This window comes from Microbacterium natoriense (assembly GCF_030816295.1).
Classification (GTDB): Bacteria; Actinomycetota; Actinomycetes; order Actinomycetales; family Microbacteriaceae; genus Microbacterium; species Microbacterium natoriense_A.
This window is the reverse complement of record NZ_JAUSXV010000001.1, coordinates 834,769-854,263: the sequence shown is the minus strand read 5'-3', so window position 1 is coordinate 854,263 and position 19,495 is coordinate 834,769. Positions and strand designations below refer to the sequence as shown.

Sequence of the window (19,495 nt, the reverse complement as noted above, 5' to 3'; positions counted from 1 at the left end):
CCATTCTCGACGAGGTCGACGAACTCACGACACCTGTCACAATCCACACCGCTACGGGGTCTTATTGGTGAGGGAATGGAGACGGAACTGATGAAGAACATCCTCATCGTCGGTGGCGGTTACGCCGGTTTCTATACGGCGTGGAACCTGGAGAAGCGGCTTCGCGACAAGCAGGCTCGCATCACTCTCGTCGAGCCGCGGCCGTATATGACCTATCAGCCGTTCCTTCCCGAGGTGGTGGCAGGATCTGTCGAAGCGCGGCACGTCGCCGTCTCTCTACGCAGCCATCTGAGGCGGACCACAGTGATTCCGGGCCGTGTCACGTCGATCTCGCACGCCGAGAAGCACGTGCTCGTCGAGATGCCGGATGGCTCCTCACAGAGGCGGGACTACGACATCATCGTGGTGACAGCGGGGGCCGTGTCCCGGGTCTTCCCGATCGACGGCATCTCGGAGCATGCCATCGGATTGAAGACCGTCGAGGAAGCCGTCGCAGTGCGCGACCAGTTGCTGACCGCGTTCGAAGCAGCAGCGGCTCTCCCTCCTGGGCCCGAGCGCCGGCGACTCCTCACGGCTACGGTCGTCGGCGGCGGATTCTCCGGGGTGGAGGCTTTCGGCGAGATGCTGGCTCTCGCGTCGTCGCTGCTGAAGTCCTATCCAGAACTCCGCTTCTCTGAGCTGAGCTTCCATCTGGTCGAAGCCAACGAGCGGATCCTTCCCGAGGTGACGGACGAGCCCGGCCGGTGGGTCGTCGAGCATCTGACGCAGCGCGGTGGGATCGTGCATCTCAACACTCAGCTCGTGTCGGCCACCGGTGGCGAGGTGAGGCTGTCCACCGGTGAGCGGTACGCCTCGAACATCTTGGTCTGGGCTGCCGGCAACGCGTCGAACCCGGTCGTCGCCTCGCACACGGACCTGCCGATCGACGCCCGGGGACTTCTGATCACCCGGCCGGATCTCCGGATCGGCACCGCCGACAGGATCGTCGAAGACGCGTGGGCCGCCGGCGACAACGCGGCCATCCCCGACCTGACCTCGCCGATCGCGGGAGCGCGCACGGTACCGAACGCGCAGCATGCCGTCCGGCAGGGTCGCCTGCTCGCCAAGAACATCGCCGCGGCCCTCCGGGGAGAGCTGCCCCGCGAGTATGCGCACCACAGCCTGGGCGTCGTCGCTACCCTCGGTCTCGGACACGGCGTCTTCCAGTACAAGGGCATCGTCATCAAGGGACTCCTGGCGTGGCTGATGCACCGCGGCTATCACGTTCTTGCTGTTCCTACGTGGGAGCGCAAGTCCCGTGTGCTGGCGCTGTGGGTCGTCGCGTTCCTCTTCGGCCGTGACATCGTCTCTCTCCAATCGGTTCAGCAGCCTCGGGCAGCATTCCTCGAGGCCGTTCCGCCGATCATCCGCCTTTCGGATCGTGTACCTGACGAGGCACGGCATGCCAGTTGATCGACGCCGCACGGGATCGTTCACGGATCGCGTGTCGGATCGTCTCCGCAGTACCCGCATGGGTGCTGCGGTGGCGTCCGTGCGGCAGGAACTGCGTGGGCGCTCCATCCCGCTGCACTGGACGAACCTCTTCGGCGTCATCACGATCGCCGGCGTCGCGGTGCTCTTCGTCACCGGCGTCGTGCTCATGGTCGTCTACGTGCCGTCCAGCGAGGCTGTCGTGTACCGCGGCCCGCACGTGCCCTTAGGCGGCGTCACGGTCTCGCGGGCCTTCGATTCCGTCATGCGGGTGTCGTTCGAGGTGCCCGGCGGACTGCTTCTTCGGCAGCTCCATCACTGGGCCGCCTTGATGGTTCCCGCATCTGTCCTGATCCAATTGCTGGTCATGTACTTCACCGGTGGATTCCGCCGTCCGCGACGAGGCAGCTGGCTGATGCTTTTCCTCCTGCTCATCGTCGTGCTCGCCGGCGGGTGGAGCGGATACGCACTCCCCGACGACATGCTCTCCGGATCGGGGCTCCGCATCGTGGAGGGCATCACCCTCGGCATCCCCGTGATCGGAACCTGGCTGTCGACGGCCCTCTTCGGAGGCGAGTTCCCGGGAAGGATCATCGAGAATCTCTACCTGGTTCACATCCTCGTGGTCCCTGTCGGAATGCTCGTGCTCATCGCCGGTCGCGCTCGATCCGCCTACAAGAACAAGCCTCCCCAGTTCGCCGCCGGCGGTCGGGAGGAGAACAACATCGTCGGCATTCCGCTGCTCCCTCACGCCGCTGTACGGGCAGGAGGACTGTTCGCCGTCGTCGTCGGTCTTCTGGTTCTCATGTCGACCCTCGTCACCGTGAATCCGATATGGAACTACGGCCCGGCCGATCCTGGCAACGCATCCGCAGGAAGTCAGCCGGACTGGTACACCGGGTTCCTTGACGGTGCGCTGCGTCTGGTACCCCCCGGCTGGGAGTTCGAGTTCCTCGACCGCACGTGGACACTCGCTGTGCTTGTTCCGTTGACGGTCGTCGGCGCGTTCCTCGTCGTTGTCGCCCTCTACCCGTTCCTCGAGGGGTGGATCATGCACGACAGCGTGGATCATCACATCCTCGACCGCCCCCGCAACACGACCATCCGCACGTCGATCGGAGTCGCCGGCGTGATCTTCTACGGCATCCTCTGGACAGCAGGCAGCGCCGACATCATCGCGCTCCTCTTCCACGTGTCGTTCGAGACGGTGATCCTCACGCTGCAGGTGGCGCTTCTCGTCGGACCTCTGGCAGCCTTCTTCGTCACCCAGCGCGTCTGCATCGCGCTGCAGCGCAAGGACCGCGACCTCGTGCTGCACGGATACGAGACAGGGCGCATCGTCCGAATGCCCGGTGGAGAGTACATAGAGGTGCATCAACCGCTCGACGAGTATGAGAGATGGAGGCTCGCCGCCCACAAGCCGGCGCAGGCCGTCGAGGCACGCCCCGATGAAGATGGACGGCTACGACGAGCCGAGCGACTTCGCGGCTGGTTGGCGGTGCGCCTGCTCGGCGATCGAATCTCATCGGCAGGCACGAGGAAAGACTCCGGGATGTCGACTACCGCGTCACTTCCGCCACTGGAAGAAGCCTGAACCACACGGCACGAAGACGTGACGCCGACCGGAGGTCTCATCGCAGTCGGTGCTGACGAGACCCACCGCGGCGCCGGAGATGGCGGACGGCGGGTCTCATTCGACGGGACGGACTTTCAAACGGCCGACGAAATCACGCCGATGCGGGCACGCGGCGGGCGCTTCGGCTGCTCAGCTCCTGCTCCGAGACGAGAGTGAGCATGGGCTCGCCCGGGACGCACAGCATGGTGACCACGAAGGTCGTGGACTCGTCAGCGAGGTTGTTGGCGTCCTGGTAGTGGATCACGTCTCCGCCCGGCTCCCAGAAGGTCTCCCCTGCTTTCACGACCCGCGGGGCTTCACCCTCCAGCTCGAAGAGCAGTTCGCCTTCGACCACATAGCCGAACGCGGGACCCGAATGGCGGTGAGGCCTCGTTCCCGGGCTCGCCGGCGGCAGGGTGACGTGGATCGTCATCGCGTCACGTGCACCGTCGATCGCTGCGAGATCGACCGATGACAGGACGTGAACTGCCGGTCGCTGAGCGGGTGCGAGGTTGTCGTAGATGGAATTGTGGTCGTGCATGTCTGACACTCCTGATCTCTTTGCTCCACATCGGGGACGGACGTACCCCTATGAGGAGGACCGCCGAGCGGCCTGATTCGTGACGGACGGCGCGCAGCGAGGACTGACCCACGCCCGCTCTCCGGTCGATTTGCAAAATATATAGACCGGTCTATTATTGAGCTATGGCATCCAAAGGAGACCTGACCAAGGCACGGCTCGCTGAGTCCATGCTCGAGCTCATCCAGACCAGCGGCTACAGCGGCACGGGCCTGAACGCCGTGATCGAACGCGCTGGCGCGCCGAAGGGGTCGATCTACTTCCACTTCCCCAAGGGGAAAGAGGGACTGGGAGTCGCCGCCGTCGACCTCGCCGCGAAGCAGTTCGAGGCGCTGATCGCCGAGGCGGCAGCATCGGCAGGAAGCGCGGCCGGGGCCGCCCGCGCCGCTGTCGAGGCGCTGGCGACCATCGTCGGCGAGAGCGACTTCCGGCTGGGCTGCCCGGTCTCCGTCGTCACCCTCGAGATGGGCGCAGAGAGCGAGCGACTGCGGCAGGCGTGCGCGACCGCGTTCGAGTCGTGGATCACGCCGACCACCGCCCTTCTCGAAGCCAATGGCCTGGAGGCGGCAGAGGCCCGCTCTCTGGCGACCGTCGTCGTGTCGACGATCGAGGGGGCGGTGATCGTCTCTCGCGCCATGAAGAGCACCCAGCCCCTGCTCTCCGCCGCCGACGTCGTGGCCGAGCTCATCGACCAGCGCTGCCAGGCCGCGGAGAAGACGCGATGACGTCGCACGAAGTCTCCCGGCACGCCCTGGTCTTCGGGGCCTCCGGGCTCGTCGGCCGACACCTCGTCCTGACTCTTGCCGAGGCCGGCGCAGACGTCACGGTCGCAGTCCGGACCGCCGCGTCGGGGGCTCGTGTCGAGCGATGGCTCACAGAGCACGGCCTGAGCCGGAGCATCCGCACGACGATCGTCGACTTCGACGCTCCCGAGATCATCGCCGGTGGTCCGGCCGCGCTCTCCTCCGTCACCGAGATCCACAACTGCGCCGGGTCCTACCGGTTCGGGATGAACGCCCAGGAGGCGCGCACCGCGAACGTCGGCATCGTCGAGAAGGTCATGGACTTCGCCGAGGGCCTCCCCCATCTGCAGCGCGTCGTCCACGTGTCGGGTTACCGAGTCGGCGGGCAGGACCCCGCGACCGTTCCCTGGTCAGATGACCACCGCACCGCGCTCTACAAGGAACTCGGCGCCTACGAAGCATCCAAGGTCGAATCCGACGCCATCTTCCAGGCCCGCGCCTTCGAGCGCGGCATCCCCTGGACCATCGTGAATCCGTCCAGCGTGATCGGCGACAGCGTCACCGGGGAATCCGACCAGCACATCGGGCTGGCCACCACGATCGAGCAGATGTGGAACGGCACTGCGGCCGCCCTGCCCGGAGATGAGACGACGTTCCTCCCGGTCGTGACTGTCGACTATCTGGCGGCCTTCATGTCGGCAGCGGCGATCGATCCGGATGCCGCGGGCAAGGCCTACTGGATCCTCGACGACGCCACGCCGCCGCTGGCCGACCTTCTCACGCACGTCGGCCGGCATCTCGGCGCCGGGGTTCCGCGGGTGCGGATGCCGGTCGGTGTCATCAAAGCGGCTCCCGCAGTGGATCACCAAGGCCGATCCGGAGACGCTCACCTTCATGTCGGCCGATCGCTATCCGACAGACTCCGCCGTCGAGCTGGCCTCCAGACACGGCATCCGGATGCCCGATGTGCGGGTGTCTCTCGAACGGTGGGTCGACCACCTGGCCGCGCACCGATTCGGCGCCGACACGACTGACGGACGTCGATTCGTCGACGTCGGCGGTCTGAGGACTTTCGAACTCGGCGCCTCCGGATCGAGCCGAGTGATCTTTCCCGGCCTGCCGGTCAACGCCGACACCTGGGCCGAGGTGGCGTCGGGCATCCGTGCGCGAGCCGTCGACCTTCCCGGACTCGGCCTCAGCGGCGGAACAGGCGTTCACGACTGGGAGCAGTGGCTGCCTGCCGTGCTGGGCGACGGGCCTGTCGACCTGATCGGCCACTCCATCGGGGCGGCCGCGGCAGTGGTCGCGGCCGATCGACTCCCGACGCAGGTCAGATCCCTCACGCTGATCGCACCGTTCTTCCTGCAGGCCCCGGCGGGAGCCTCGGCGGGACTGCGGCCGCTCGTGCGCACCTACTTGAGGCACACCGACCCGGCACGGTTGTCACGCCGACTGACCGGATCAGAAGCGAGCGCGGCCGCCCTCGAATCCAGCGTCGGCGACCTCCAACGACGCACCGCCACGAGGGCGGCCGAGCATCTCGCGCGCACCGGCTCCACGCAGTGGCGAGCCGAGCTGCGAGAAGCGCTCGAGCGATTCCGCGGCCCGATCCGCATCATCACGGGAAGCGACGATCCCCTATCCACCGGTGCGTTCGCACAGCTCGCATCACGTCAGAACGTCGAGCTGATCTCCGTGGCAGGGGCTGGACACCATCCGCAACTGACCCACAGCGACGCTCTTGTCGAGCTGCTCACAGGGTCGGTCGAGTGAGAAACGCCGCGGTGAGCCCGGCGCTCACCGCGGCCCCGGCTCTTTGAGCGAGGTTCATCGACCCAGCAATCAGACGAGCGTCAAGACCTGCTCAGCGGTACCCCAGGAGAGGGTGACCCCGGCGCCACCGTGCCCGTAGGCGCTGATCACGCGGCGGCCATCGACAGTCGTCGCATCGATCCGGATGACGGGACGACGCGGCCGGAGCCCGACACCTCGCGACACCACTTCTCGACCTCTGATCTGCGGGAAGTAGTCGGCGCAGCGATCGATGATCCCACGCTCGACGGCGGCGTCGGGCGTGAGATCGGTTTCTCCGGCCTCGGCGGTGCCCCCGAGTACCAGGCAGTCCCGGCGGGGGATCACGTATGTCAGACCAGCCGGATTGTGCTCGTCGAGCAGCCACTCCTGCACGCTGTCAGGCCCGGTGTTGTCGATCCGAACGACCTGCCCTCGCACCGGATCGACCGGGGACTCGTCGTCGATGAGTCGCGTACTGCGCAACCCGGCAGCGATCACGACGAGCTCATCCGCGACTTCCGCCTCGTCGACGCTGTGGATCGTGCGCGACTCGAAACGCACACCCCGCGCCTCCGTCGCCGCGCGCAGCCACGGCAGGTAGACGCTCATCGTGATCACCGGAACGGTAGCGCGGACCCCGGTCGTGCCCGGCGGGACGAGCGTCGTCTCCTTCCAGCCGGGGACCACCCGCGTCCACTCCCGGTCAACCACGGTCGAGCGCTCGACCACCGTGCCCCGACGGAAATCCACGCCTGCGTCCACGTGCTGGTCGTGGATGGACTCGAACCGTTCCAGCGTCGACCGAAGCATCACCTCGGTGTCTGCTCCGCCATCGACTTCGAACGGGAACCAGATCGCGCCGGCTGTCGCGGAGCAGGTCTGCTCCCACGGCTGATCGCTGCACACGGTGACCGCATGACCTGCACCAGCGAGCTCGTGGGCGATCGACAGGCCGACGACTCCCGCGCCGATGACCGTGACACTTCGCTTCATGTCTCCCACCTTCCCATGCAATGCGCGAACGCTCGACGAACGTCTACGGGCTACGGTGCGACGCGAGGGCGCCGAAGGCGTTCGGCGGCGGCGAGGACTGTACTGGTCGTCGTGAGCTCGCGGGGTGTCGTGTCGAGTGCCTGCGCGAGGCGGGCGACGTCACTCAGTCCGAAGCCTTCTCCGCGGATCCGCTCACGGAACTCCGGCGCATCGATCCCGGCGTCGATCAGCACTTGCGCCACAGACTTTCCGGCCCGCCGACGAAATACCTCCAACGCACGCGGATGAATGACGACGTACCTGCCTGCGTTCATCTCACCTCGATCTTGTGGAGTCATGTCATGGACAGCCGGCGCTCGCACCCTGGCGAACCGCTGCCCGTCAGCGCCAGATGACGAACAGGATGATGACGATGCATGCGATGACGAGTCCTATCCAGCCGAGCGCGATTCCGGCTGTCGCCCGCCTGCGTCCGTGCTGGCGGTGGGCGGCGATCTGCCTCCGTGCGGTATACCCCGCTCCCAGGGCGGCAACCGGGCCCAGGACCGGCACCAGACACAGCCCGGCTATTCCGCAGATCAGAGAGAAGGTGGCAAGGGAGTTCATACGGGCAGGCAGGAACGTCGTTTCAGCTGTGTGAGTCGATCTCGCCGATCGCGGCCGCGTCTCCATCGATGCGCGCGGCTCAGGCCCGCGCGTCGGATGGCGCACCCAACGAGGCCAGCTCGACGTCGGGAAGCGCGACCTTGCGCGTCCGCACCGACGGCCGAGCCGACTCGGCCCCCTGCCGCACGACAGGATTCCGGACCGCACCAGGGCGTCGCCTGAGCAGTCGTCGGCAAGCCACGCCCGCAGCGACAGCAACGACGAGGGCGACCGCCACCGCGACCGGCGCCAACAGATCACCCGAGTACCACAGCCCCAGGCTCAGCATCGCACCGGTCAGCCACAGCACGGCCCCACCGCCGACGAGCCCCGCAGCATCGACCGCCAGCGCGATCGCGAGGGCGATCGCGCCGACCATCGCCACCCATAGACCGATCTGGCCCAGCGGGATGAGCAGCGCGGTGAGTACGCGGAACAAAGGAAGGATGGTCATGATTAGAGAGACGCCGCCGCTGCGCATTCATTACGCGAACACGGCTGCGACTTCGACTCGGCGAGCCGTTCGCGTCAGATATCGGGCTGACTCTCGTCTTCCTTATTGCCGGGCTTGTCAGGCGCGTCTCACGGATCGGGGGTCCGTGTCGCAGGCGGGCGGTGTAGATCCCCACCTCACCTCAATTCCGCAAGCAAGAACCTGGCTGCGGCGGGCTTCCCTCCCCGGACCCGCCGCAGTCAGGTGGTTCTCGCCCTGTGATGACGGAGTCACTGTTCGAGCGGTCCGCTTTCGAATGCGGTGAGTGTGCGTCCGTCGGCATGCGCGACAAGATCCACCCGGTACGCGGCGCCGCGAAGTAGGAGCCCCGGACCATCGATGACGAAGTCTCCTCCAAGAGGGCTCGGACCGTCGACGACGCACTGGGTCTCGCTCAGCTCGATCGGCGTGCAATCCCATCCCGGCGGAGCCTCGTCGACGAACAGGCCCGAAGGCAGGGAGATGACCATGCGCTCCACGGTCCACGGTCGGTCGATCAGGATGCCGACATTCAGAACGACGCGCTCACCGACCGCCGTCGCCGTGACGTCGAACACCGCATCCGGAGGGGGCGGCATGAGTGCCGGTGCGATCGATCCGACGACTATGGCGATGCCGACCGCAAGGGCCGTCACACCGACCCGCGTCGGGGTGACGGCCCACGACCCGGCTCGACCCCCTATCCGACGCACGCTGCGCACCGTCGCATGGCGCCCATGCGCAGACGGAGAGTGCGTCTCTGCAGCCTCCGCGCTCCCCGAGGGGAACAGCACGCCGCTGACGGTGAGGAGGGTGACGACCCCGAGAGAGAGGGATATCGCCGCGAAGCGTGACCACGCCCCGCGGCAGCGCGCGCACGTACGGATATGGTGCATGCCGTGAGATTCACCCGAGTCCTCGGGCGACGCGGCTACCTTCTCTGGCAGTTCGGCGGACGCGGCGCGACATTTCTGCGGCGCTCCGTCTTCCAGGACCACTCGCAGCGTCGCGCGCCGAAGGTTCAGACGCGCTCGTCGCGACAGCGAATAGATCGCAGACGCCGGACGCCCCAGCTCTTCCTCGAGGTCTGCGGGCTTGCGCCCTTCCAAGACGGTGGCGACGAGGACCGCTCGTTGGTCCTCAGGAAGCAGGCCGAGCGCTCTGCGCACGATCGCATATTCGCGGTGCATGTCCGCGGAGTGCTGCTCCGTGCTGTCGTCATGCAGCGGCGCATTGGTCTCGGTGATCTCTCCCACCCGCGACCGTGGAGATCTCAACTCGTCCTTCACCCGATTCCGCATCGTCTGGATCACGTACGCGTTCGCATAGCGTTCCGGGCCCGTCCCTTGTGACCACTTCGTCAAGACCGTGATCATCGCTTCGCTCAGAAGGTCGTCAGGATCGAGAACGCCACCACTGATGCGGTGCGCCATAGCCATGAGCAACCGCTGGTTCTTCTGGAAGTAGGCGCCCGCCGCCGCTCGATCTCCTTCGGCAGCGAGAGCGACGAGTTCGAAGCCGTCGTCGCTTTCGACCGAAGTGTTCGTGACTGTTCCCATCGTCCCCACGTCCCCGGGCTGAACCCTCACCCCGGGACCAGCTGCTTCAGCGATTCGTGGGCCCATCCGAGATCCGGATGGGCCCACGATCGTTCACGCGCTCAGGCGAATCGGCGACGCAGACGCGCCCACAGGATCGTCGAGGCTCCGAGAAGAATCAACAATCCTCCGCCGATCATCCAAGGCAGAGGCGTCTCTGCGCCGGTCCACGCCAAGTTGCCGTCCGAGGGTGTGCGCACCGAAGTGCCCGTGGAATCCGTCGAAGTCGCCGGTACCGATCGCGCAGCAATGGCGATGGTGTATTCGTGAGTATCGTCACCGACGGCGTTCGATGCGGTCACGGTGAACGGGAAGGACCCGTTCACCGTGGGCGTGCCCGAAATGACACCTGTCGTCGGATCAAGGCTCAGTCCCGGCGGCAGCGACCCGGCCGTGACGGCGAACGTGATCGGGCCGGTGCCGGTCGCCGCGATCGTCTCGCGGTACGGCGCTGCAATCGTTCCATCGGGCAGAGACATGGTCGTGATGATCGGCCGCTCCCGGATCACCACGGTGTACTCCTGCTCATCCGAACCGCCCGCGTTCGACGCCGAGACAGTGAACGCGAACGTCCCCGCAGTCGTCGGGGTCCCGCTCACGACACCTGTGGCAGGATCGAGGACCAGTCCTGCGGGCAGTGTGCCGGCGCTCACCTGGAAGGTGATGGGGCCGGTTCCGATCGCGTTGACGGGCGCACTGTACGCGTCGGTGACGATTCCATCCGGGAGTGACAGGGTCGTGATCTCCGGAGCGTCGAGCGCGACGCTGTTCCACTGGGCGGTGAATGTCACCGGGGCGATCGTCGGGTCACCCGGCGAGGTTCCGGCGACAGACGACGCCCACCCGGCAAAGGTGTACCCCGGGCGCACGGGGTCAGCCGGCACTGATGCGGCGTGCCCCCAGTCGACGATCTGCGTCGAGTCGCTCGTGACTCCGTCGGCGAAAGCGAACGTCACTCGGTAGTGGAACGCGAGCGTCAGCCGGCCTTGATCTGGGATGCTGCCGGTTGCGTCTCCCGTCACCAGCACTCCAGAGGTCGGATCCGTGTAAGACACAGGTGCCACTTCGTTGTCCGGGCCTCCGCGGCCCGCGACAGTCGGAAGTCCGGTGGCGTCCTCGGGACCGACCACCGTGACCGAACCTCGATAGAGCGGATTGAAGACCAGATACCCCGAGCCCACGGAAGCGGCCAATGACCCGCTCTGCGCGACGAGCGAACCGCCCGTCATGGTCACCGATCCCCCACCAGCGAAGCGCGAACCGCCGATGCCGGCCGCGTACATCCCACCTTGAGCGGTGATCGCGCCGCCGTTGATGGTCACGGCGCCGGCCGCGAGATCGGTCGTGTCCGTACCGATGCCAGGGAAATACGGCCACGGGTCGGCCGGGTTGGCGCTGCCGATCGCCTCGAGTCGGCCGGTCCCGACCGAGTCATCGATCGTGAGCGACGACGTGCTGCCGACGTGGATGCCCGGACCCGTCGTGGGCGCCAGCTTCAGCGAGTGACCGTTCAGGTCGAGCGTGATGCCCGCGCCCGCTGGGACACCGAGATAGTCCGCCGTTCCCGAGGCGTCGATGTCTGCGTCGAGCATCACCACGTCGCCGTCGACCGCGTTCTCGAAGGACTGGTCCAACGTGGTCCAGTCGGTGACGGCCGTCGTCACCGCGTGAGCAGGAGCCGCCGCGGCGACGGACAGTAATACCGCGAAGGTGATCGTTGCCGCGCTCGCAGGCGCGGAGAATTTGAAGTTGCGCACTTTCCATCCCCAGATAGGTAAGCAGTCGGGTGCGGAGCGGTGATCGGACACCACCCCTCTAATGAGACGAGTGAGATGCAGTTTTATGACGACAGGCGGTGAGCCGCCCGTCGATGTCCGGGGCCGGACAGACCGGAGAGGCGAGCGATGACTGTTCGGATCTCCAGCGACCGTCTTGGCGAGAGCAAGAGAAGACGACCCTGACTCCCCTCGAGGTGGGGGAGAGGAATCAGGGTCGCACCGCCACTCGCCGGGGAGCAGAGTGGCGGCTTCGGTGCGCATCGACTGGACGATGCGCACCAGCTTGTGACCGGGGCGCGTCAAGGACGACAAGGAGGCCACGCACGCTCACCGACGCGCGGCGAGGCAGTGGAGGGGTGTGATCCGCTCACCCCTCCACTGAGGTCCTCCACCGTCTGAGTTCCCCGCTACACGCGGGTGCGGCGTCGGGCGATCAGCAGGGTGGCGGCTCCGGCCAGGACTGTCAGGCCGGCGATTGCGGTGAGCACGACGGGGAAGTCGGAACCCGTCGTTGCCAGCGGGTGCGTCGATGTCGGCGTGGTCGTGGTTCCGCCTCCGGTTGTCGGGGGCGTGACGACAGGCAGCGTCGTCACCGCGCACGCTTCGCGCGTGTCATCGGCGCAGGCTGTTTCGACGGTGGCGGTGGCGTCGATCTCCTGACCGTCAGGCGTCGTGCCGGTGGCGCCTGCCCGGTTCTCCAGAGATCCGGCTGCGGTGTCCAGGATGCGGGTTTCCACGACGAACGCGACAGACTGTCCCGCGCCGAGGTCGGTGACGTTCCAGATCACTTCATCGCCCTGCAGCGTGCCTCCGTCGGTCGCGGAGACGAACTCGACATCCGCCGGAAGCTCGTCGCGCACGACCGTGGAGGGGATGCTCGCATCACCGGTGTTCGTGACCGTGACCGTGTACCGGAGAGTGTCGCCGGGGGTCGCCTGCGCCTGGTCGACGACCTTCGCGATCGTGAGTGTGCGGGTGGCCTGCCCGTGGTACCAGGAGGTGTCGGTCGCGGTGACCGGCTCGAGGGAGTCGATGACCGTCCCGGTCTCGTCGACGGGGGTTCCTGTGACGGATCCAGCGTTGGTGTAATCCCCCTCGATCGCGGTCCCCGTAGCCGAGCAGTTCACGGTCTGACCGATCGCGAGCTGGGGGATGATGTTGGTCCCCGCCCCGCAGTCGATAGCGGTGTCGGCGAGCTTGTCGTCGGTGACGGCGACGTTGCCCAGGGGAGTGTCACCGGTGTTCGTCACCGCGTACCCCCAGGTGACCGTCGAACCGGCCGCGACCGTCTGGCCCGGTGCCGCCTGGACATCGACACCATTCGTGGTCTTCACGATCCCGACCGCCGGCGCCAGCGGCTCCACTGGCGTCCGAATGCCAAATGAGATGAAGGTATTGAGACCGCCCGCGTTCGTCATCCGCACGTGGAGGGTCGTGATCGGCTGGGTCGTGGTAAACCAGTTCCCCATGTTCACGTTCCCGCAGACCCCGGTGACGACATACTCCGACGTTACGTCATCGAACGCCACGGTCGGCGGCGCAGATGAGGCAGGCCAACCTTGGATCTGACGATTCAGATCGAAGGTCGCCCACTGCCCGGTCGCGTCCGCTGAGAATCTAATCGTCTCTACGGTGGGTTTGCAGACATCGAGGTCTCCCGTGTTCAAGAGAGAACCGGCCGGAAGAACCCCTCCATCAAGGCCCGAGAAGTCGAAGGTGTACTTCCAATCCCCCTGGGTGGTGTTGTTGACGCTGAAATCGCTCAGGAACGTGGTCGGCGACGGATTCTGGTTGTCCTCGTTGGCCAGGCCGGTCAGCGCACCGGTGAGCGTCGACCGCGCCGGAATCGGTTGGGTGGTGGCGAGCCCCACTCGCTCGCTCGTCAAATGGATGGTTCCCCCGAGACCCGCGGGAAGGCGCATTCCTGTCGACAGCGATGGCCGAGTCACTTCCAGTTCGGTCGTGGTGACGCTCGCTGGCAACTCCAGGACTTCACGACCGACACCCTCGACGCCTGCGAGCGACAGCCCTGCGTAGGTTCCTGCCGGAAACTCGGCGTCCGTCGTATAAGTCGGTTGCAGCGTCGCCACCGCTGCAGAAGCTGGCGCTGCGGCAGCCAACGTTCCGGCAACTGCCAGTCCCGCGAGAACGAGACCCTGCATCGCGCGGGCCTTTCTCTTGGCCGTAGCGCCACGGCGCGCATCGGTGCGTGAATATTCTCCAGATTTCATGGTCTCCCCAGACTCTTTGTCGTCGGTGCTCCGGCAGCTTTCCGGCTGATCACGGACCCCGACCTAGTTAGAGAGACGCCGACCTACGCCTTTCATCACGCGAAATGATGAAACTTGTCCACGGCCACCGACAGGCCGGTTCGACGACGGTGCAGCATTGTCAATTCCTGGACTGAATGCACATTCTGCTCACCCGTTTCACCCTCAGTCGACGATGCACTCCGAAGCACCCTGAGGGTTTCTATCTCGGAGGGGCCGCCCCGGTAGACGCTAACCCGCTGGTCGGGGATCGCGCCCTACCTGCGGCGGAGGGCTTTGAGGTCTTGCCAGTGCCATCTGCACCACGATGATGGCGACGAAGATCGCGAAGACGATGTTGGCGGTGCGCGGATCGATCGATGCCGCAACCCAGGTCCCCAACGGCACCGTCGCGCATGCGGATGCTCCGACCGTGATCGCGAGAGGCAGATCCACCTGCGAACGACGCAGATTTCCGACCGTCCCGGCCAGCGCCGCAGGAATCATCATCAACAGCGAGGTGCCCTTCGAGATCAGGTCGTCGAAGCCGAAAAGGACCATGAGCGCGGGGACCACGACGATGCCGCCGCCGACACCGAGAAGGCCTGACAGCACTCCGGTGATCAGACCGAGGGCGACCAGCTCCAGCCCGAGCCATCCGGTGATGGGAACCTGCTCGGCACGAACCGGGACGACCAGGAAGAGCGTCACGATGGCGCCCGACGCGAAGGTGATGAACACCCACCGCAGCGCGAGGAGAGGCACCCGAGGCAGCATCCGGATGCCGAGCTGAGCGCCGATGATCGCTCCGGCGGCCAACAGGATCGCCGGTCCCCAGGCGACCCAGCCGTGAGTCGCATAGGAGACGACCCCGACAGCGGCGGTCGGAACGATCGCGGCAAGCGAAGTGCCGGCCGCACGGCGCTGGTCGAACGCGAGAAGCAGCATCAGCGCGGGGATGACCACGACGCCGCCTCCGACGCCGAAGACACCGGAGAGCGTTCCGGCGCTGACACCGATCGTGATCGCGATGGACGCCCTGCGGCCCCTTCTGCCCCGTGTCATCGCCATCCCCGCATCAGACCCGGCCCGCCGCCCCTGGCGGGCACATGCCCGCATCGTCGGTGTATGCGATGCGGCTCGAGGAGGCATCCGCCGTCGCACAGAAGTCGGCCGGAGTGGGCTGCTCAGGGGTGTTCATGTCGACTCTCGCGTTCGATGGGGTTGTGGACCGGCATCGTGCCGGTGGGCGTGGGGAGGAGGATCGATTCCGGGACGGATACGGTCTTGCTGACAGCGAGGACGACCGCTGCGATGAGGAACGCGGACGCTGCGGTGAACCAGATCACGGTGTAACCCACATCGGACGCCCCGCCACCGGGGTTCGCCAGCGTGATCAGCACGATGGAGAATCCCGCACCAGACAGCGCTCCGCCCAGTGTGCGCAGCGAGTTGTAGACCCCGGCTGCGATGCCGGTGCTGTCGGCAGGGGCCTCTTCAGCGACGAGCGCCGGGAGGGCACCCATAAGTAGTCCCATTCCGATGCCGGCGAGCACGGCGAGGACAAAGATGTGCCATTTCTCGGAGTGTTGCACGGCGAAGAAGATGAATCCGGCGGCCGAGATGAGTGCTGCGGTCACGAGCACGGTCTTGGTTCCGATCCATCGGGTGAGCGTGTTGACGATCGCGGAACCGGCGGCGGTGATGATCGTGAAGATTGCGATGACGAGGGAGAGCATGAAGGTGGGGAACCCGAGTCCGTAGCCGTCGGACACGGGGTCGGATGCGGCGAACGTGGCGAGCGGTGTCTGGAATCCGAAGAGCACGAAACCGAACAGGAATCCGACGATGTACAGGGGGGCGAGTCTCGGCGAGGCCAGCATCCGCAGGTCGACCGCCGGGTTGCTGCTGCGCCGTTCCCACCAGGCCCACACGGTGAAGCTGACCAAGGCCGTGGCGATGAGGATCCAGGGCAAGGGGGCACCGAGTCCGTCATCGGCCAGGCGGCTCATTCCTGTCAGCAACAACACCATCGATACAGCGATGCCGAACAGCCCCCATCCGTCGATACCGGGAGCGGCGCGCAGTGTGGTCTCCGGGATCCGGAGCACGGCCACGACCGCTCCGATCATCAGGATCACGGGCACGTACAGCGCCACGGAGAAGGGCACCAGGGTCACTGAGAGGCCTCCGAGGATGTTGCCGATCACAGCGCCGAGGACGAGCACGGAGACGAGCCATCCGATCACCCGACGCGCGGTGGCGTGATCGACGCGCTGGTGCACGAGTGCGATCTCCAGCGGCAGCCAGACCGCGATCGGTCCTGCGAGGATCCGCGCGGCGAGAAGGAGCGGGAAGTCGGGTGCGAGCGCGGTGAGCAGCGTGCTCGCAATCACGATTCCGACGGCGATGCGCAGGATGCGGCGGTGGCCGAACATGTCGCCGAACTTGGCCAGCAACGGAACGGTGACCGCCGCAGACAGGCCCTGCAGGGTGTGGAACCAGATGATGTGCCCGTCTGAGACCTCGTAGGCCTGCGCGAACAGCTTCACGAGCGGGTCGTAGAAGCCCTGCAGAAGTCCCGCGACGAACTCGAGGACTATCAGCAGAGCGATGATGCCGCGAGCGTCGGCGGGAATCCGGGTGAGCACTCCGGCAGTGCCAGTGGGACGGGTCATGATTCTCCTTGGTGCGTCATTGCGGAGGAGGTGCGAGGGCGGATGCGAACTCGTGCTCAGGCGAGTGCTTTCGCGATCGCGTTTCGATGGATCTCGCTGGTTCCCGTGACGATGCGGTACATCCGCAGTGTGCGGAACAGCTGCTCCACTTCATTGCCCTGGGTGAGCCCGGCCTTGCCGTGGATCTGCACGGCCTCATCCGCGATGCGGAAGCAGGCCTCGGCCGTGAACAGCTTGCACATGTTCGCCTCGACGGATACGTCTTCACCGCGGTCGACCTTCGCGGCGGTGGCCATCACCATCGAACGGGCGGCGTAGAGGTCGGTGGCCATGTCGGCGAGCTTGTGCTGGATGGCTTGGAACTGGATCAGCGGCCGCCCGTTGATGATGCGCGTGCGCGCGTATTCGACTGACAGCGTCCACGCCCGGCGAGCGGCTCCGATGATGGAGGGACTGTGCAGCAGACGGTTCATGTTGATCCGTCCGATCCCGATCCGCAGACCCTGACCGACTTCACCGAGCAGGTTCGCAGCGGGGATGCGGGCGCCGACGAAGTCGATGTCGCCCTCGATCTGCTGCCCGGACATCGGGATCTCGCCGTCGCGCACGGTGACACCGGGAGCATCCAGATCGACGAGGAACGCGCTGTACTGCTCGTCCTCGCCGTCCATGCGCGCCACGACGATCGCGAAGTCCGCGAACGGAGCGGCCGAGCTGAAGACCTTCCCTCCATCGATGATGTACTCGTCGCCGTCGAGACGAGCTGTCGTGCGCATGCGCCGCACGTCGGATCCGGCATCCGGCTCAGTGATCGAGAAGCAGCAGGCGCGTTCTCCGCGGATGACCGGCATCAGATACTTCTCGAGCTGACCGGGTGTGGCGTACTGCATGATGGATCCGGCCCGCAGCGGGCCGCCCATGTCGCCGAGCACCGAATGCGACAGCACGGATCCGTGCGCCGTGAGCTCTTCCTTCAGTGCGCAGAGGGCATACGTCGACAATCCCTGACCGCCGAGTTCGGGCGGCAGAGCGATCCCGTAGAAGCCGAGTTCCCGACTGCGATGCCAGACCGGTTCGAGCTGTGCACGAGTGACCTTGGTCTCAGGGGTGAGCCCGAGCTTCTGCTCGTATGGGATGAGTTCCTCGATCAGATAGCGTCGCAGCTGCGCGATGAGGTCCTGCAGCTTCGGGTCTGCGGAGTAATCGGGGTCGAGCGTGAATGTCATCGGTTCGGGTCTCTTTCGGGTCGGAGCAGGTTCAGGTGAGGACGTCGTGTCAGGCGACCCGGCGCCCGTCGGCGGTCCAGAAGCGTTCTCGGATCGCGCGGCGGTCGGTCTTGCCGTTCTGGTTGACGGGGAGCGAGCTGACGACATCGACCGAACGGGGTTTCTTCAGTCGTGACAGGCGGGCCGCGCAGAATTCGATGACTTCCACCTCGTCGAGGATCACGCCGGGATGCGGGACGACGACAGCCTTGACAGCCTCCCCCCATTCCTCGTCGGGGACGCCGATCACGGCGGCGTCGAAGATTCCCGGATGCTGCAGCAGAGCCGCCTCGACCTCGACGGAGTAGATGTTGTACCCGCCCGAGATGATCATGTCCTTCTTCCGGTCGACGATGAAGATGTATCCGTCCTCCCGGTACCGGGCGAGATCGCCCGAGTGGAACCACCCGCCGCGGAACGTCTCCGCCGTCAGCGCTTCCTCATTGTGATAGCCATGGGCGATGTCCGGGCCGCGTACGGCGAGCTCGCCGATCTCTCCTGGTGCGACCTGAGCTCCGGCTTCATCGACGACGCGGACCTCGGCATCGAAGATCGCCCTCCCGCAGCTGAGGAGCAGTTCCTCGTCGCCGTCTTCGATGGCGCGACGGTGGTCATCGGTGCTGAGCAGCATCACCACCGATGTCGTCTCGGCACACCCGAACCCCTGCGTCAGCACGGGGCCCAGGTGCTTCCATGCTGCACGGATTCGCGCGGGCGACATCGGCGCGCCCCCGTAGATGAGGTGCTTCAGAGTCGACAGATCGAAGCGGCCCACGTCGGGGACGGCAAGGATCATGTTGATCATCGTGGGCACCACGAACGCGTGCGTCGCCTTCTCCCGCTCGACGGTCTTGAGGAACTCGATCGGATCCCATGTGCGCATCACGATCACGCATCCGCCGGCGCGGAACACGCCCATCATCGGCATCCCTGACGCGTGGGTGATAGGGCCTGCCAGAATCTCTCGGCCGCCGGGCCCCACGTAGCCATCGGGGTGCATCAGCGACTTGCGAATGAGCGCGAGCCGATTCCCGTACGTGTGGACGGCGGCTTTCAGTTTGCCCGTGGACCCGGAGGTGAAGTGCAGAACGGCGGTGTCCGCTTCACTGCACTCGACATCCACGGCCCTCCGCTCCACGGATGCCAGAGCATCGACGAACGAGATTCCGAGGTCGCTCGCGCCACCGATGGTGATGACGGTATCCACGGTCACCGAAGCGAGAGCGCTGCGTACGAGATCGATGTGGTCCACATCCGCGATGAGGACCTTCACTCCGGCATCGGCCAGAACGTCGTGCACTTCGGAGACGCCGAGCCGAGCGTTGATAGGCGCGCGAACCAGCCCCGCCTTGTACAGCGCGACCTCGGTGATGACCAGCTCGGCGCAGTTCCATCCGAGCACGGCAACCACATCGCCGCGCACCAAACCGTGCCGATCCATGAGAGCTGCCGCAAGACGATCACTCGCTTCATCGAGCTGTGCGTAGGTGAGCCTCGACTCCCCGGCGACGACCGCCTCTGCACCCGGCTGCACGGCCGCAGTCGCCCGAACGAACCTTCCGAGATTCATGCTTCCTCCATTGGTAGACATGCTGTTCAGTACTGAACGTTGTGT

At 66.0% G+C, this 19,495-nt stretch carries 18 protein-coding genes; 5 read left to right on the top strand and 13 right to left on the bottom strand.

All coding sequences use genetic code 11. The features are described from left to right. The first annotated feature begins 90 nt into the window (after positions 1-90). Both QFZ53_RS04055 and qcrB read left to right on the top strand, forming a co-directional pair. Positions 91-1,452 (top strand): NAD(P)/FAD-dependent oxidoreductase, encoded by a 1,362-nt coding sequence (locus QFZ53_RS04055; RefSeq protein WP_307293792.1) that lies wholly within the window; start codon positions 91-93, stop codon positions 1,450-1,452. Further along, positions 1,442-3,064: a cytochrome bc1 complex cytochrome b subunit gene (qcrB, locus tag QFZ53_RS04050; RefSeq protein ID WP_307293790.1), complete on the top strand. Its 1,623-nt coding sequence runs from the start codon at positions 1,442-1,444 to the stop codon at positions 3,062-3,064. Before QFZ53_RS04055 ends, qcrB begins: the two co-directional genes overlap by 11 nt. A gap of 133 nt (positions 3,065-3,197) precedes the next feature. On the opposite strand, the gene QFZ53_RS04045 is transcribed toward qcrB, so the two are convergent. After that, positions 3,198-3,626 (bottom strand): cupin domain-containing protein, encoded by a 429-nt coding sequence (locus QFZ53_RS04045; protein ID WP_307293788.1) that lies wholly within the window; start codon positions 3,624-3,626, stop codon positions 3,198-3,200. Positions 3,627-3,790: 164 nt separating this feature from the next. Between QFZ53_RS04045 and QFZ53_RS04040 the strand changes: the two genes are divergently transcribed. Genes QFZ53_RS04040 through QFZ53_RS04030 form a run of 3 tightly spaced genes read left to right on the top strand, consistent with a single transcriptional unit; the run spans position 3,791 to position 6,181 of the window. Continuing rightward, positions 3,791-4,390: a TetR/AcrR family transcriptional regulator gene (locus QFZ53_RS04040; RefSeq protein WP_307293785.1), complete on the top strand. Its 600-nt coding sequence runs from the start codon at positions 3,791-3,793 to the stop codon at positions 4,388-4,390. Next, positions 4,387-5,442 (top strand): SDR family oxidoreductase, encoded by a 1,056-nt coding sequence (locus QFZ53_RS04035; protein WP_307293782.1) that lies wholly within the window; start codon positions 4,387-4,389, stop codon positions 5,440-5,442. Before QFZ53_RS04040 ends, QFZ53_RS04035 begins: the two co-directional genes overlap by 4 nt. Next, positions 5,381-6,181: an alpha/beta fold hydrolase gene (locus QFZ53_RS04030; RefSeq protein ID WP_307293779.1), complete on the top strand. Its 801-nt coding sequence runs from the start codon at positions 5,381-5,383 to the stop codon at positions 6,179-6,181. The genes QFZ53_RS04035 and QFZ53_RS04030 overlap by 62 nt, the downstream gene beginning before the upstream one ends. 69 nt (positions 6,182-6,250) lie before the next feature. On the opposite strand, the gene QFZ53_RS04025 is transcribed toward QFZ53_RS04030, so the two are convergent. From QFZ53_RS04025 to QFZ53_RS03970, 12 genes are all read right to left on the bottom strand, one after another. Beyond that, on the bottom strand, positions 6,251-7,195 hold the full coding sequence (locus tag QFZ53_RS04025; protein WP_307293776.1) for an FAD-dependent oxidoreductase: 945 nt from the start codon (positions 7,193-7,195) through the stop codon (positions 6,251-6,253). 50 nt (positions 7,196-7,245) lie between these two features. After that, on the bottom strand, positions 7,246-7,437 hold the full coding sequence (locus QFZ53_RS04020; RefSeq protein ID WP_307293772.1) for a hypothetical protein: 192 nt from the start codon (positions 7,435-7,437) through the stop codon (positions 7,246-7,248). 139 nt (positions 7,438-7,576) lie between these two features. Next, entirely contained in the window at positions 7,577-7,801 is a 225-nt protein-coding gene (locus QFZ53_RS04015; RefSeq protein WP_307293770.1) for a DUF4190 domain-containing protein, read from the bottom strand. 79 nt (positions 7,802-7,880) lie between these two features. Next, complete coding sequence (locus tag QFZ53_RS04010; protein WP_307293768.1) at positions 7,881-8,294, bottom strand: hypothetical protein; 414 nt, start codon at positions 8,292-8,294, stop codon at positions 7,881-7,883. A gap of 269 nt (positions 8,295-8,563) precedes the next feature. Beyond that, positions 8,564-9,871: an RNA polymerase sigma factor gene (locus tag QFZ53_RS04005; RefSeq protein ID WP_307293766.1), complete on the bottom strand. Its 1,308-nt coding sequence runs from the start codon at positions 9,869-9,871 to the stop codon at positions 8,564-8,566. Positions 9,872-9,972: 101 nt separating this feature from the next. After that, positions 9,973-11,667, bottom strand: a complete 1,695-nt coding sequence (locus QFZ53_RS04000) for a putative Ig domain-containing protein (RefSeq protein WP_307293764.1) — start codon at positions 11,665-11,667, stop codon at positions 9,973-9,975. Between the two features lie 428 nt (positions 11,668-12,095). Then, positions 12,096-13,778 carry a DUF11 domain-containing protein gene (locus tag QFZ53_RS03995; RefSeq protein ID WP_307293762.1) on the bottom strand — a complete coding sequence of 561 codons (1,683 nt, stop codon included), beginning with the start codon at positions 13,776-13,778 and terminating at the stop codon, positions 12,096-12,098. Between the two features lie 411 nt (positions 13,779-14,189). After that, on the bottom strand, positions 14,190-15,008 hold the full coding sequence (locus QFZ53_RS03990) for a sulfite exporter TauE/SafE family protein (RefSeq protein WP_307293759.1): 819 nt from the start codon (positions 15,006-15,008) through the stop codon (positions 14,190-14,192). A gap of 7 nt (positions 15,009-15,015) precedes the next feature. Further along, on the bottom strand, positions 15,016-15,138 hold the full coding sequence (locus tag QFZ53_RS03985; protein WP_307293756.1) for a hypothetical protein: 123 nt from the start codon (positions 15,136-15,138) through the stop codon (positions 15,016-15,018). Continuing rightward, positions 15,125-16,615 carry an MFS transporter gene (locus QFZ53_RS03980; protein ID WP_307293754.1) on the bottom strand — a complete coding sequence of 497 codons (1,491 nt, stop codon included), beginning with the start codon at positions 16,613-16,615 and terminating at the stop codon, positions 15,125-15,127. The genes QFZ53_RS03985 and QFZ53_RS03980 overlap by 14 nt, the downstream gene beginning before the upstream one ends. 56 nt (positions 16,616-16,671) lie before the next feature. Then, on the bottom strand, positions 16,672-17,841 hold the full coding sequence (locus QFZ53_RS03975; RefSeq protein WP_307293752.1) for an acyl-CoA dehydrogenase family protein: 1,170 nt from the start codon (positions 17,839-17,841) through the stop codon (positions 16,672-16,674). A 49-nt stretch (positions 17,842-17,890) separates the two neighbouring features. Continuing rightward, the gene (locus tag QFZ53_RS03970) at positions 17,891-19,450 is read right to left on the bottom strand and encodes an AMP-binding protein (RefSeq protein WP_307293751.1); all 1,560 of its coding nucleotides are present in this window, start codon (positions 19,448-19,450) and stop codon (positions 17,891-17,893) included. Between the last annotated feature and the right edge of the window lie 45 nt (positions 19,451-19,495).